Annotated in this window: 10 protein-coding genes and 1 pseudogene; 1 reads left to right on the forward strand and 10 read right to left on the reverse strand. The window is 69.8% G+C overall.

Annotation, left to right across the window (positions count from 1 at the left end):
- Positions 1-11: 11 nt before the first annotated feature.
- From nhaA to E6A21_RS08190, 4 genes and pseudogenes are all read right to left on the reverse strand, one after another.
- Positions 12-1,334, reverse strand: coding sequence for a Na+/H+ antiporter NhaA (gene nhaA / locus E6A21_RS08175; protein WP_138443661.1), 1,323 nt, complete (start codon positions 1,332-1,334; stop codon positions 12-14).
- Between the two features lie 158 nt (positions 1,335-1,492).
- Positions 1,493-1,713 (reverse strand): annotated as a pseudogene (locus E6A21_RS08180) (SCO4848 family membrane protein).
- A complete protein-coding gene (locus tag E6A21_RS08185; RefSeq protein ID WP_138443662.1) occupies positions 1,713-2,216 on the reverse strand; it encodes a DUF2505 domain-containing protein in 504 nt (167 codons plus the stop codon). The pseudogene E6A21_RS08180 and the gene E6A21_RS08185 overlap by 1 nt, the downstream one beginning before the upstream one ends.
- A 59-nt stretch (positions 2,217-2,275) precedes the next feature.
- Positions 2,276-2,734: a VanZ family protein gene (locus E6A21_RS08190; RefSeq protein WP_171041327.1), complete on the reverse strand. Its 459-nt coding sequence runs from the start codon at positions 2,732-2,734 to the stop codon at positions 2,276-2,278.
- A 121-nt stretch (positions 2,735-2,855) separates the two neighbouring features.
- Between E6A21_RS08190 and mfd the strand changes: the two genes are divergently transcribed.
- Complete coding sequence (mfd, locus tag E6A21_RS08195) at positions 2,856-6,548, forward strand: transcription-repair coupling factor (protein ID WP_246036269.1); 3,693 nt, start codon at positions 2,856-2,858, stop codon at positions 6,546-6,548.
- 177 nt (positions 6,549-6,725) lie between these two features.
- Here mfd and E6A21_RS08200 read toward each other — a convergent pair whose 3' ends face one another.
- From E6A21_RS08200 to nirB, 6 genes are all read right to left on the reverse strand, one after another.
- On the reverse strand, positions 6,726-7,238 hold the full coding sequence (locus tag E6A21_RS08200; RefSeq protein ID WP_246036272.1) for a hypothetical protein: 513 nt from the start codon (positions 7,236-7,238) through the stop codon (positions 6,726-6,728).
- A 732-nt stretch (positions 7,239-7,970) separates the two neighbouring features.
- On the reverse strand, positions 7,971-8,204 hold the full coding sequence (locus E6A21_RS08205; protein ID WP_138443665.1) for a DUF2207 domain-containing protein: 234 nt from the start codon (positions 8,202-8,204) through the stop codon (positions 7,971-7,973).
- 34 nt (positions 8,205-8,238) lie between these two features.
- Positions 8,239-8,982 (reverse strand): deoxyribose-phosphate aldolase, encoded by a 744-nt coding sequence (gene deoC / locus E6A21_RS08210; protein ID WP_425471534.1) that lies wholly within the window; start codon positions 8,980-8,982, stop codon positions 8,239-8,241.
- Between the two features lie 69 nt (positions 8,983-9,051).
- Positions 9,052-10,209 (reverse strand): uroporphyrinogen-III synthase, encoded by a 1,158-nt coding sequence (locus E6A21_RS08215; RefSeq protein ID WP_138443667.1) that lies wholly within the window; start codon positions 10,207-10,209, stop codon positions 9,052-9,054.
- Positions 10,210-10,299: 90 nt separating this feature from the next.
- The gene (cobA, locus tag E6A21_RS08220) at positions 10,300-11,394 is read right to left on the reverse strand and encodes a uroporphyrinogen-III C-methyltransferase (RefSeq protein ID WP_138443668.1); all 1,095 of its coding nucleotides are present in this window, start codon (positions 11,392-11,394) and stop codon (positions 10,300-10,302) included.
- 1 nt (position 11,395) lies between these two features.
- The gene (gene nirB / locus E6A21_RS08225; RefSeq protein WP_138443832.1) at positions 11,396-14,113 is read right to left on the reverse strand and encodes a nitrite reductase large subunit NirB; all 2,718 of its coding nucleotides are present in this window, start codon (positions 14,111-14,113) and stop codon (positions 11,396-11,398) included.
- Between the last annotated feature and the right edge of the window lie 26 nt (positions 14,114-14,139).

Here is a 14,139-nt window from a genome sequence, read left to right on the forward strand (position 1 = left end):
CCCACGAGCGGCTACCGGACGTCTTCGGTGCTCCCGAAAACGTCCGGCACGCCGTCGCCGTCGGCGTCAAGGGTCTCCCGGTCCGCGACCCGGCGGTAGTGCCGGTTCCGGGCCCGGAGCACGACGGCGGCGAGCAGCGCCGCCGTGAGCGAGCCCGTGAGGACGGCCACCTTGGCATGCTCGTCATGGGGCGAGCCCTCTCCGAAGGCCAGCCCCGCGACGAGCAGCGACACAGTGAAGCCGACGCCCGCGAGGAGGGCGAGGCCGAACACATCGACCCATGCGAGGTCGGGATCCAGTTCGGCGCGGCGGGTCTTCGTGACGAGCCATGTGGAGCCGAAGACGCCGAGGGCCTTCCCCACGACGAGCGCAAGGATGATGCCTACGGCCACGGGGTCGGAGAGGGCGGAGCGGATCCCGGCGGCCCCGCCCACCTCGACTCCGGCCGAGAAGAACGCGAAGACAGGCACAGCGATGCCCGCGGAAAGCGGACGGAATCGGTGCTCGAAGTGCTCGGCCAGGCCGGGGCCGCCAGCCTTCTCGCTCCTGATCACCGGGACAGCGAAGCCCATGAGCACGCCGGCCACCGTCGCATGGATACCCGAGGCGTGGACGAGGCCCCACGTGAGGACGGCGAGGGGGAGCAGGAGGTACCACGAGCGCACTCGCCGCTGGACGAGCCATGTGAACAGGGCGAGGGGGACGATCGCGAGTGCCAGGAAGGCGAGGTTCAGGCCGCTCGCGTAGAAGATCGCGATGATGGCGATCGCGATCAGGTCGTCGACAACCGCGAGCGTGAGCAGGAACGTCCGCAGCGCGGCGGGCAGGTGCGTGCTGATGACGGCGAGCACGGCGAGGGCGAACGCTATGTCAGTCGCCGTGGGCACCGCCCAGCCGCGGAGTGCGTCCCCCATACCGCCGGAGCCAGCATTCACGAGCGTGAAGATGACCGCAGGGAGCGCGACGCCGCCGCACGCCGCGACAACGGGGACGATGGCTGACTCGGGCCTGCGGAGGTCGCCCGCGACGAATTCCCGTTTGAGCTCGAGCCCGGCGACGAAGAAGAAGATTGCGAGCAGTCCGTCTGACGCCCATTGGCCGAGGCTCAGGTCGAGGTGCCACGGGCCATAGCCGAGACGGAAGTCGCGGAAGGCGAAATAGCCGGGCGACCACGGCGAGTTGGCCCAGAGGAGCGCGACGACGGTCGCGGCCAGAAGGAGGGCACCGCCCACGGTCTCCTTGCGGAGGACGCCGGTGATACGGCGGTATTCGGAGAAGCTGCCCCGGGCCAGGCTGCGAAGGCGGGAGCGGGACAAGAGCGAAGGGGGGACCATGGGGGCCTCCTGTCGGCGGAGTCAGTCGAGTTGCTCGCCGACCAGACTTCCCGGCACACCTAGACCATCGTACCTACACGCTGCTCCGCAACTGCCGTCCGCAGTCGACGGACGACCCCGGGACGGGAGCTGCGGAGCAGCGGCGGAGAACTGGCACCCTACGCGAACATCGTCCTCACACCGACGACCGCGACCGCGACACCGAGGGTGACCGAGATCGCGACGAGGTACATGTGGACGGTGAGGAACCGCGTCGCACGCCCCGTCTCGTCGCGGGCCCGCGGATCCTTCATGATCCGCCGAAGGAACTGAGGCCACACGACGATGCTCCAGACCCGGCAATGATGAGGAGCCAGGAGAGGGCTGCGGGCAGCTGCATCAGGCGATCTCGCCCGCGAGCCAGGCAGCAGCCTGCGTGGCCTCGATGTTGAGCGCCTTGCCCACGAACGGCTCGGCCGCCTGGGCAATCTTGCCGCCGAGGAGCGGAATCGAGCTCGTGACCGCGCCCGTGAGCTCAATCCGCGTGCTCGAGCCGTCTGCTACCAGTCGCTGAGCAGCAGCGGCTTCGACAGGCGCGCCCGCGACCTTGACCGTGATGTCGGCCTTGCGCGAGCCGTCGGCCTCGGGGGCGCCCCACGTCTCGACCTGCGTGACGTTGACGTGCTCGCCGACGAACTTCCTCGCGAGCTCCGGGAGGCGACCGGTCGGCACCTGGCGGACGATCGTGGCCGTGAAGGCGGTCGCGGTGTCGCCGTCGACCGTGAACGACTCGAGCTTGCCGCCGACAAGCTCGCTCACGTGGCGCTGGAACGCCTCATCGGCGAAGACTGCGACGACCTGCTGGACCGGGTAGTTCAGGGTGGTGGTGGCTTCGAGGGCCATGGAGTCCTTCCAATCTGTCTGGGCTCAGACGCCCCTGGGGGATGGGCGCCGTGACTATCCTAGGGGGCGCGGCGGGGCCTCCGAGTCCACAGGGCCGCCGCCCCGGCGCCGATGAAGGCCCCGCACGTGTTCGCGAGGACGTCCCACACCGAGCCCGTCCGCTGCGGAAGGAAGAGCCACTGCGCCAGCTCGACGACGGTGGAAACGGAGCACGCGGCGAGGACTGCCCAGCGCACACGGGAGCCGAACAGGACCGCGAGAACGCCGAACGGGATGAAGAAGGCGACGTTCGCGAGCCATTCGAAGAGGTTGTAGCCGAACCACAGGGGGACCCCGTGGCGGTGCAGCCAGAGGAACATGCTCGCGAGCGTCCCGGCTTCGGGGCGGTCGACCGGCGTCGGCCAGAAGACAACCCCGGCGACGAAGGCAACGTAAAGGCCGCCCGTGACGCGCAACGCGATCCGCCGCCGGCGCGAGCCGGCGCGCAGGGGATCGCGGGAAGCGGAGGCGGCGTCCATGCGCCCATCGTAGGCGCCGCGGCCCCGGGGTAGGCTTAACGCATCCCCCGGACTGCTCAACAGTTCCGGGTTTCTGTGCTGCCCTGGGAGGTTCCCTGTGTCATCAAAGGCGCCGCGTCCGGTGGCACCTGATGTGCTGCCCGCCGGATCGGTCGACGTCCTCCGTCCGTCGACGCTCGAGGGACTGCGCCGTGCGCTCGCCGCGGACCCGACCATTGCCAAGCTCCGCGACTACGCTTCCAAGCCGGCAGATCGGCGCAGCCAGGACCTCCAGGTTGCGGCGCCCGCGGGAATGCGGCCCGTCATCATCGCCGAGATCCTCGACAGCCTGCCCGAGGGCGACGGCGTGCTGCTCGCCGTCGCCGCGACCGAGCGCGAGGCCGAGGACCTCGTCGACGCCCTCGGCGCCTACGTCGAGCCAGGGACGGTCGCGCTCTTCCCGAGCTGGGAGACCCTTCCCCACGAACGGCTCTCGCCGCGCTCCGACACGGTCGGCCGGCGCCTGTCCGTCCTCCGTCGCCTCGCGCACCCCGAGGCAGACGGGCACGCGGCCGGCGAAACCGGGAGCAAGCCGCTGCGCGTCGTCGTCGCCCCTGTCCGCGCGGTGCTGCAGCCCCTCGTGGCCGGGCTCGGCGAGCTGACCCCCGTGTCCCTTGCCGTGGGGCAGGACAAGCCCTTCGACGGCGTCGTCCGCGCCCTGGCCGCGGCGGCCTACGCGCGCGTCGACATGGTCACCCGCCGCGGCGAGTTCGCAGTGCGGGGCGGGATCATCGACGTGTTCCCGCCGACCGAGGACCATCCGGTCCGCATCGAGTTCTTCGGCGACGAGGTCGAGCAGATGCGCTGGTTCGCCGTCGCCGACCAGCGCTCGCTCACGGGGCCGCACGTGCACCACCCGACCGTCCTGTTCGCGCCGCCCTGCCGCGAGCTGCTCATCACGCCGTCCGTCATGAGCCGCGCGGCCCGGCTCAAGGGCCAGCTACCAGCCGCTGAGGACATGCTCGAGAAAATCGCTGGAGGCATCGCGGTCGAGGGCATGGAATCGCTCGCCCCGCTTCTGGTCGATGCGATGGTCCCGTTCGTCGAGGAGCTGCCGCAGGGGTCGGTCGCGCTCCTCCTCGAGCCGGAGAAGGTCCGCACCCGTGCCCATGACCTTGCCGCGACCAACGACGAATTCCTCGCCGCGGCGTGGGCCACGGCGTCCGACGGCGGTGCCGCGCCGCTCGATCTGAGCGTCGCCGCGGGCGCCGGCGCTGGCTCCGACCCCTCGGAGCACGTGGGCCGCCTCGAGGACGCGAGCTTCGCGTCGCTCGCCGACACCCGCACGGCCGCCGTCGCCCGCTCCATCTCGTGGTGGTCCGTGACATCGCTCGGCGTCGACGAGGAGACCGTGCTCGACATCGACGTCCTCTCCATCGCCGCCCGGGAACCGCGCGGCTACCGGGGCGACGTCGCGGAGATGACCGAGTTCATCGGGTCCCGGGTCTCCGACCAGTGGCGCATCGTCGTTGCGACCGACGGTCCCGGCCCGGCGCAGCGCCTCGCCGAGCTGTTCCACGACGCAGCGATCCCGTGCAGCCGGGTGGAGGGCCTCGCGCGCGAGCCCGAGCCGGGCATCATCGAGATCACGACCGCGACAGCCGGCAAGGGGTTCGTGCTCGACGGCCTCAAGCTCGCACTGCTCACCGAGGCCGACCTCCTGGGCCGAGCAAGCGCCGCGGGCACCCGGGACATGCGCAAGATGCCCTCGCGCCGCCGCAACGCCGTCGACCCCCTGCAGCTCCACGCAGGCGACTTCGTGGTCCACGAGCAGCACGGAATCGGAAGGTTCGTGGAACTGGTGCAGCGCCGGGTCGCCGGGGGCGGGTCGGACGCGACGCGCGAGTACCTCGTCCTCGAATACGCGGCCTCGAAGCGCGGCGCCCCGGGCGACCGCCTGTTCGTCCCCACAGACCAGCTCGACCAGGTGACCCGCTACGTCGGCGGCGACGCTCCGACGCTGTCGAAGATGGGCGGCGCCGACTGGGCCGCGACCAAGTCCAAGGCCAAGCGCGCCGTCAAGGAGATCGCCGGCGAGCTCATCCGCCTGTACTCCGCGCGCATGGCCTCGCGGGGGCACGCCTTCGGACCCGATACGCCGTGGCAGCGCGAGCTCGAGGAGGCCTTCCCGTACGTCGAGACGCCCGACCAGCTCACGACGATCAACGAGGTCAAGGCAGACATGGAACGGGACATCCCCATGGACCGCCTCGTCTCCGGCGACGTCGGCTACGGCAAGACCGAGATCGCGGTCCGCGCCGCGTTCAAAGCCGTCCAGGACGGCAAGCAGGTCGCGGTGCTCGTGCCGACCACTCTGCTCGCCCAGCAGCACCTCGAGACGTTCTCGGAGCGCTTCTCCGGGTTCCCCTTGCGCGTACGGGCGCTGAGCCGGTTCCAGACCGGTTCCGAGGCGAAGGAGACGGTCGACGGCCTCAAGAACGGGAGCGTCGACGTCGTGATCGGCACGCATCGGCTGCTCTCGAAGGAGGTCGAGTTCAAGGACCTCGGGCTCGTGATCGTGGACGAGGAGCAGCGCTTCGGCGTCGAGCACAAGGAAGCGCTCAAGAAGATGCGCACCAATGTGGACGTCCTCGCGATGTCGGCTACGCCGATCCCGCGCACCCTCGAGATGTCCCTCACGGGCATCCGGGAGACATCGACGCTCGCCACGCCTCCGGAGGAACGGCATCCCGTCCTGACCTACGTGGGACCGTACACGGACAAGCAGGTCTCCGCCGCGATCCGCCGTGAGCTCATGCGCGAGGGCCAGGTCTTCTTCGTGCACAACCGCGTCTCGACGATCGAGAAGACGGCGGCGGCGGTGCGCGAGCTCGTTCCCGAGGCGCGCGTCGAGGTCGCGCACGGGCAGATGTCCGAGGGGCGCCTCGAGCAGATCATCGTCGACTTCTGGGAGAAGCGCTTCGACGTCCTCGTGTGCACGACGATCATCGAGACCGGCCTCGACATCTCGAACGCCAACACCCTCATCGTGGACCGGGCCGACTCGTACGGCCTGTCGCAGCTCCACCAGCTTCGCGGCCGCGTGGGGCGCGGCCGTGAACGGGCGTACGCGTACTTCCTCTATCCGTCCGAGAAGCCGCTCGGCGAGGTCGCGCTCGAGCGGCTCAAGGCTGTCGCGGCCCACAACGAGCTGGGCGCAGGCATGCAGCTCGCGATGAAGGACCTCGAGATCCGTGGTGCGGGCAACCTCCTCGGCGGCGAGCAGTCCGGCCACATTGCGGGCGTCGGCTTCGACCTCTACATCCGGCTCGTCGGCGAGGCGGTCGCCGACTTCCGTGGAGAGTCCGAGGAGAAGGCCGCGGAGATGAAGATCGAGCTGCCGGTCAACGCCCACCTCCCGCACGACTACGTCCCGGGGGAGCGGCTCCGGCTCGAGGCCTACCGCAAGCTCGCCGCAGCCACCGACGACGCCGCCATCGCCGAGGTCATGGACGAGCTGACCGACCGCTACGGCGAGCCTCCCGCACCCGTGGAGAACCTCGCCGCCGTCGCCCGCTTCCGGGTACGAGCGCGGGCGGCGGGCCTGACCGACGTCGCCCTCCAGGGGAACATGGTGCGGTTCGCTCCCGCTGAGCTTCCCGAGTCGAAGCAGATGCGGCTCACCCGCATGTACAAGGGGGCCCAGTACAAGCCGGCGCTCAACGCCGTCCTCGTGCCCAAGCCCAAGACTGCCGCGGTCGGGGGCCGGGACCTCCAGGACAAGGAGATCCTCGACTGGGCCGATCAGGTAGTCACGGCAATCTTCACCGACTGACCGTTTCGGGTACGCCAACTCGGCCTTGGGGTGTGTTTCGGGTACGCCAACTCGGCCTTGGGGTGTGTTTCGGGTACGCCAACTCGGCCTTGGGGTGTGTTTCGGGTACGCCAACTCGGCCTTGGGGTGTGTTTCGGGTACGCCAACTCGGCCCTGGGTCCGTCTCGGGTACGGCAACTATCCCCGATAGCCGTGGTCACGGAGGGCATCGAGGACTCGTTTCACGACATAGGCCTCGCCTCGGGCCAGGTCGTGTTTGGTGATCTTGACCTGATTCCAGCCTGAGGACCGCGTGCGTCGGTCCCGCCACACGTCCATCGCCATCTGCTCGGGGGTGGAGTGGTGCTCGCCCTCGTATTCGAGAGCAGTGCGGAACTCGACGTTTCCCAAATCGACCCACACTATTCCTCCCCAAGGGTCAACGACGGGGCAGTTGGGGACGAAGCGAGGAAGGCCTGCACGTTCAAGGATCTGGCGCACGTACGACTCCTGGGGCGAATCCACTCCGACAGCCAAGAGGTCGAGAGCGATGCGCCCGCGACCGAGGCCGACGACGCGGTGGCGGCTCTCCACGAACGATCGCAGGTCCGAGAGCCGGACGACGGCGGTGCGTGGATGGAAAGTGCGTTGATGTTCGGACACGAGATACTCGCCCGCGGCCACGACGTCGTCCATGGTCAGTCTGCGCATTCCGCAGAGGTCGACCCATGTTCTCTCCGGCGTAGTCACCCTGGTGCCCGAAAGCATTGTGATTTCATCGGGCTTGAGCCTGAGCCGGTGACCCCGGACTTCTGGTCGGCGCGGCTGTCCTAACCGATCGCTGCCGCCAGGGACGACCGCCCGAGAAAGGTCGATGAGGGTGGGATCTTGAGCCCATGAGGGGAGCGGGATCCGGTGGACCATGGCGGCGCTGAGATGGCTCAGCGCGGTGCTCTCGTGAATTGCGGTGTAAGGACGAGCCCGCTGGAGCAAGCTCTGGAGCGCCGATTCCGGAACGCGGATCCCTCGGCTCGGCCGGAAGAGGTCTGGGCCCTCGAGCCGCCGCCTGCCCACCCCGAGGCGCAGGGCCTCGTCGACGGTGAACGAAGACTCAAGGAGTTGGGCTGGGAGGGACTTTGGCGACGGCATGGGCCCATTCAGCCATAGCCCCACCCGGCCGCCGTTGGTTTATCCACAGCGCATAGATCTCGGGTACGGATACTGCTTGGGGAGGAGTAGTTCGGCTTGGGGAGGAGCAGTCGGCTATGCAAATCTCGGGACGCAGAAAGCCCGACCGGAGGGATATCCAGTCGGGCTTTCTGTACCCGAGACGCTTAGGGAGGGGGATAGCTGTACCCGAGACGCTTAGGGAGGGGGATAGCTGTACCCGAAACGCTTGGGGAGGGGGATAGCTGTACCCGAGACGCTTAGGGAGGGGTTGCGTTACCTGCGGTGCTCGCTGCCGGAGTCGGAGCGGCCGATGAACGTCATCGGGATGAAGAACGCGCCCACGAAGCACAGGATGAGGGCCGCCATTGGCCACACGTTCGTGAAGTCGAGCCACGAGACGGCGACGATACCGGCCGCGAAGATTGCGATCATCACGACGAAGATGATGATGTTGCCGACGAGCGGGTTCTCGTTCTCGATCGGCCGGTTCTTGACGTTCTCCGCCATGGTCTCTCTCCTCAAGTCCTAGTACATCCGGCGCTCAGTATGAGCCGGCCGCTGCTCCGCCGGTCACGATGGCCACACCGGAACTCGCGCCGATCCGGCTGGCGCCCGCTGCAATCATAGCCCGCGCGTCCTCGAGGGTCCGCACCCCGCCGGACGCCTTGACGCCGATGTGCGGCCCGACCGTTCGACGCAGCAGGGCGACGTCCTCGATGGTCGCGCCCCCGCCGTTGAAGCCGGTCGACGTCTTGACGAAGTCGGCCCCAGCCTCGACAGCTGCCTCGCACGCGAGCACCTTCTGCTCGTCGGTGAGGAGCGCGGTCTCGATGATCACCTTGAGGATGGCGGAACTGCCGTGGACGGCCTCGGCCACGGCGCGGAGGTCGTCGACGAGCGCTCCCCGGTCGCCGGCCTGGGCCGCGGCGACATCGATGACGACGTCGACCTCATGGGCTCCGTCGAGGGTCGCTCCCCGCGCCTCGTAGACCTTGACGTCCGTCGGAGTCGCGCCGAACGGGAACGCTGCCACCGAGCACGTCAGCACGCCGCTTCCGCGGAGCGCCTTCGTGGCCGTCTTGACCCACACGGGGTTCACGCACACCGATTTGAAGCCGTACTCGACGGCTTCGCTGCACAGCCGCAGGATGTCGGCCTCGCTTGCGGTCGGCTTGAGGAGGGTGTGGTCGATGAACCCGGCGACATCCCCGGGACGAAGGGCGGCAGCCCCAGAGGAGGCAGGCCCGGAAGACACAGGCCCGGAAGACACAGGCTCGGAAGACACAGCGGCGTCCTTTCGAATCGGGTCTTCCCATACTGGCATAGGGTCGCTGCCCCCGACGGGATGCCTCACCTACCGCCGCTCGACCTGGAGCCGATAGCCCCGCTTGACCACCGTCTGCACGAGGTCGGCGGAGGGGAGGGCGTTGCGCAGCCTGTTGACGGCCATGTCGAGGGCGTGGCTCGAGCCGCTCTGCGACAGGAGCCGGGCGAGGGAATCGCGGGGTACAACGGCCCCGCCGGCGTCGAACAGCGCACGGAACAGCAGCATCGCGGCGGGCGGGAGGCACAGTTCCTCACCTGCAACGGTGAGAGTGCGTCCCCGCAGCTCGACCGGTCCCGACGGTGTCTCGAGCCGCCGGATCTGCCGGCGGGAGAGGTTGTCGGTCACGAGCTTGATGAGCGCGCCCATGCGGAACCGGTCGGGCACCCAGGGGTGTAGCCCTGCGGCTTGAAGCGGTGCTGCCGTGACGGGGCCGACGGCGGCGGTCGCCACACGCTGCCGGAACGCGGCGAGGAGCTGGGAGTGCAGGCCGAGCTCGTGCGCCGCGCTGAAGAGCGCGTCGACGGCTGGCGCGCTCGTGAACGTCACGACGTCGAGCTCGCCCGCGCAGACAGCCTCGATGAGCCTGGCGAGCCGGTCCTCGCCCTCGGGCCGCACCCACCGGTACGGGGCCACGGTGATGAGTTCGGCTCCCGCGCGGCGGAGCCGGTCGAGCTGTGCGGCGTCGGTGTAGCCGTGGAGCTGGACGACGACGCGCCTGCCGTCGAGGCGCCCGCCTCCCTCCCGGAGGACGAGGTCGACGAGCGTGGCCGTCGTCTCGTCATGCGAGATGCCGACGTCGGCGAGTCCTGCTGCCCTGACTGCGCCGCGCGCCTTGGGGCCCCGCACGTACAGCGCGGCCGCGCCGAGCGCCTCCCGGAGGTCGTCGCCGAGTCCCGCTGCGTCGGCCACATCGGTCCAGCGCCGCATGCCGTAGGCCGTCGTGACGATGCAGATGTCCGGGCGGACGGCGATCGTGCGCCTCGTGTCCTCGATCACGCCGAGGTCCTGGTCTACCGGCGCGATGGTGAGGACCGGCGCGTGCAGCACTTCGGCCCCTCGGCGTTCAAGCGCCTCGATGAGGTCCTCGGCGCGCCGGTGGGCGGTCACTCCCACTCGGAAGCCCTTGAGGAGGGACTCGAGCTCGGCCCCTCGGGTCGGGCCTTCTTCCGCCAGCGTCGTGCTCATCGCGGATGCTGCTCCCTTCGTGGTCGGCTCATCGTCCGTCTGCCTGCCGATCCTCGGTTCACCGTCCGCCTCCATGCTCCCAGTTTCCCCTCACGCACCGATGAGCGCGCCCGCGAGCCCGCGCAGTCCTCGCTCATCGGCCAGTCCTCGCTCATCGACGTCCCCCCGGAGGGCGTCGGCGACGCGGACCACTTCTCCGACCACGATCACCGCCGGATTTCCGCACGCGGCGGTGTCCGCCTCGGCGCGACCGAGGTTCGTCATCGTGGTCCGCTGCCCGGCCAGGTGCCCGCGTTCGACGACGGCGAGCGGCGTCTCGAGCGGGAGTCCGGCGCTGCGGAGCCCGGCGGCGAGATGCGGGAGGTTGGCGATGCCCATGAGGACCACGAGCGTTCCACCCGAGGCGCAGAGACCCGCGAGGTGCAGGTGCTCCCGGGACGTGAGCGGCGCGTGGCCCGAGATCACGGTGAAGGAGTGGCTCACCTCCCGGTGCGTCACAGGGATTCCTGCGGCGGCGGGCACCGCGACCGCGCTCGAGATGCCGGAGACCACGCGGACCGGCACTCCCGCCGCCGCGCACGCCGCCGCCTCCTCGCCTCCGCGTCCGAACACGAACGGGTCACCGCCCTTGAGCCGAACCACGTTGAGACCCCGCCGGCCCTCGGCGCCCCGTGCGTGCTCCACGAGGAGGCGGTTGATCTCTTCCTGCGGCACCTTGTGGTGGCCGGGCAGCTTTCCGACGTCGACGAGTTCCGCCGTCGTGAGCCGCTCGACGCCGCGCCACGGTGCGAGCCGGTCGAACAGGACGACGTCGGCGTCCCGCAGCGCTTCGACCGCGTCGACGGTGAGGAGGCCCTGCGAACCGGGGCCTCCTCCCACAAGGGTCACGTGTCCGCGGCGACCGGCTGCCGGCTCCCGCACGATGGGCACCCCCGCGCGCCGGTAGTGTTCGAGCGCTGGCGCCCACGCGCCGTCGTCGTGCCCTGCGCCATTTCCGGCAGAGGGGCGGACGACGGCGACGAGCGCGGGGCGCGCGGGCAGCGCGGCGGCGGGGAACGCGGCCGGCGATCCGACGTGCGTCAGGGCCGCGCCCGCCCGCTGGTAGCGCGCGAGGGCCTGTCGCGCATCGTCGGCCTCGCCCAGGAGGACGACCGCTGTCCCGTCGAGAGCCATCTCGAGCTGCATCTCACGCCCCATCGAGCTGGGAGCGGACGGGGATGGTGGCGCCGAGGGCGACGCGTTCGGCCGGGGTCGCGGGACGGATCTGGTCCCGCTCGGGGACGTGCACTATCGACTCGTCGACGGCGTCGGGCGCGTTCACGAACGGGCGGAAACGGCGGAGCCGCTCGGGGTCCTTGAGGGTCGCGGCCCACTCGTCCTCGTACGACTCGACGTGCTTGGCCATGGCCTCCTCGAGGTCGGCGGCGATCCCGAGCGAGTCCTCGACGATGACCTGGCGCAGGTGCTCGAGGCCGCCGTCGAGCTCCTCCTGCCAGCGCGCGGTGCGCTGCAGACGGTCGGCGGTGCGGATGTAGTACATGAAATAGCGGTCGATGTACCTGATGAGTGTTCCGTCGTCGAGGTCCTTCGCAAGGAGCTGTGCGTGGGCCGGGGTCGCGCCGCCGTTCCCACCGACGTAGAGGTTCCAGCCGTCAACTGTCGCGATGACGCCCACATCCTTGCCCCGGGCCTCGGCGCATTCCCGGGCGCAGCCCGAGACGCCGAGCTTGAGCTTGTGCGGGCTCCGGAGCCCGCGGTAGCGAAGCTCGAGCTGGATCGCCATGCCCACGGAGTCCTGCTGGCCGTAGCGGCACCACGTCGACCCGACGCAGCTCTTCACCGTCCGGAGGCTCTTGCCGTAGGCCTGCCCGGATTCCATGCCTGCGTCGATGAGCTCCCTCCAGATCTCGGGGAGCTGTTCGAGCCGGGCACCGAACATGTCGATGCGCTGGCCGCCCGTGATCTTCGTGTAGAGCCCGTACTTCTGGGCGACGGCGGCGATCACACCGAGCTTCTCCGGCGTGATCTCGCCGCCCGGAATGCGCGGGACGACCGAGTACGTGCCGTCCTTCTGCATGTTCGCGAGTGCACGGTCGTTGGTGTCCTGGAGCGTGCCGCGGCCCTCGTCCAGGACGTAGGCGGAATGCTGGGACGCGAGGATGGAGGCGATGGTCGGTTTGCAGATGTCGCATCCGGCGCCCGTGCCGTAGCGGGCGAGGATGTCCTCGAACGAGGTGAGCTGGAGCACGCGGATGGAGTCGAAGAGCTCCTGCCGCGAGAGCTCGAAGTGCTCGCAGAGGGCTTTCGAGACACTGATGCCCGACTTCTGCAATTCGTTCTCGAGGAGCTTCTTGATCATGGGCACGCATGAGCCGCACTGGGTCCCGGCGCGGGTGCAGGCCTTGAGCCCAGCGACGTCGCGCACCGGTTCTGCTGCCGTGCCTCCCGCCGGGTGGCCCGTCCCGCACGCGTTCACAGCATCGCGCAGCCTGCCCGCCGAGACGTTGTTGCATGAGCAGAGGATCGCGTCGTCCGGGATTTCGGTCTCGGGGGCCTCGCCGCCTCCCGCCGCGCTGAGGAACGCAGCGGGTTCGGCCGGAAGTTCGCGTCCGAGCAGCGGGCGCAGGCTCTGATACGGCGCCGCGTCCCCGACGAAGATGCCGCCGAGGAGGGTCCTCGCATCGTCCGTGGTCACGATCTTCTGGTAGACGCCGCGGGCCGGGTCGGCGTAGACGATCTCGAGTGCGCCGGCTTCCGCCGCGAACGCGTCGCCGAAGCTTGCGACGTCGACCCCCGAGAGCTTGAGCTTCGTGGCCGTGTCGAACCCCGGGAAGGTGGCCGCCCCGCCGTGAAGGCGATCGGCGACGATCTCGGCCATCGTGTTGGCCGGCGCGACGAGCCCGAGGCACATCCCGCCGAAGCTCGCCACCTCCCCGATGGCCCATACGCCGTCGACGCCGGTGCCGCACGCTTCGTCGATGACGACGCCGCCGTGCGGGCCGAGCTCGAAGGTCGCCTTCCCGGCTGTGCCCGCTTCACGGATGGCGGCCCGGATCAGCTCGTCACGGGGCTGGACTCCGATCGCGGCGACGACGAGGTCAGCGTCGATGAAGCGCTGGTCCGCCAGGAGGACGCCGATGACCTGGCCGCCGTCCCCTCCGCCTGCGTCGGCTTCGGCCGCCGCGACGACTACCTCGGCCGGCCGCACCCCGCCGTGGACTTCGAAGCCCTTCGCCTCGATGAGCCGCCCGAGCGCCTGGCCGGCGCCCTCGTCGAGCTGCCTGTTCATGAGCCACGGAGCGCCGTTGACGATGACGGCCTTCGCGCCCAAGTCCTGGGCACCCGCCGCGGCTTCGAGCCCCAGGAGGCCACCGCCGATGACGGCGACGACGGGCTGGCGGCCGAGTTCCCGGGCGAGCCGCGCGATTTCGAGGCGCAGGAACCGCACGTCGTCGAGGGTGCGGTAGACGCAGCTCCTGTCGGCGCCGGGGATCGGCAGGCGTGCCGCGTCGGAGCCGGTGGCGAGGACCAGCTCGTCGTAAGGGTGTTCATGGAGGTGCCCCTCGGCGTCCTCGGCGTGGACGACGCGGGCGTCGGTGTCGATGTGCACGGCCCTCCTTCCGATGCGGAGCGTGATGCCCGGGGTGTCCCACATCGCCGCGTCGCCGAGGCTGAGGTCGACGTCGTCAAGGAGCGCCTTGGACAGGGCCACCCGGTCGTAGGGGAGATGGGCTTCCTCGGTCAGCACCGTGACCTCGAACCCCTTGAGCCCCCTGGCCGCCATAGCGTCCACGAAGCGGTGCGCGGCGGGGCCTCCGCCGACGACGGCGATCCGCCGAGGACTGGGTTCACCGGGGCTACCGGCGCTGGGTTCAACCGGACTGGGTTCCACCGGACTGGGCATGCTCACGTGGTGCCTTCCGTCGAAGG

It is taken from the genome of Sinomonas susongensis (genome assembly GCF_005877005.1).
Lineage (GTDB): Bacteria > Actinomycetota > Actinomycetes > Actinomycetales > Micrococcaceae > Sinomonas > Sinomonas susongensis.

Coding starts and splice junctions, on each gene's coding strand:
- nirB (WP_138443832.1), bottom strand. CDS start 14,113: ATGCCCAGTCCGGTGGAACCCAGTCCGGTTGAACCCAGCGCCGGTAGC.
- E6A21_RS08190 (WP_171041327.1), bottom strand. CDS start 2,734: ATGGACGCCGCCTCCGCTTCCCGCGATCCCCTGCGCGCCGGCTCGCGC.
- E6A21_RS08200 (WP_246036272.1), bottom strand. CDS start 7,238: ATGCGCAGACTGACCATGGACGACGTCGTGGCCGCGGGCGAGTATCTC.
- E6A21_RS08205 (WP_138443665.1), bottom strand. CDS start 8,204: ATGGCGGAGAACGTCAAGAACCGGCCGATCGAGAACGAGAACCCGCTC.
- cobA (WP_138443668.1), bottom strand. CDS start 11,394: ATGCAGCTCGAGATGGCTCTCGACGGGACAGCGGTCGTCCTCCTGGGC.
- E6A21_RS08185 (WP_138443662.1), bottom strand. CDS start 2,216: ATGGCCCTCGAAGCCACCACCACCCTGAACTACCCGGTCCAGCAGGTC.
- E6A21_RS08215 (WP_138443667.1), bottom strand. CDS start 10,209: ATGAGCACGACGCTGGCGGAAGAAGGCCCGACCCGAGGGGCCGAGCTC.
- nhaA (WP_138443661.1), bottom strand. CDS start 1,334: ATGGTCCCCCCTTCGCTCTTGTCCCGCTCCCGCCTTCGCAGCCTGGCC.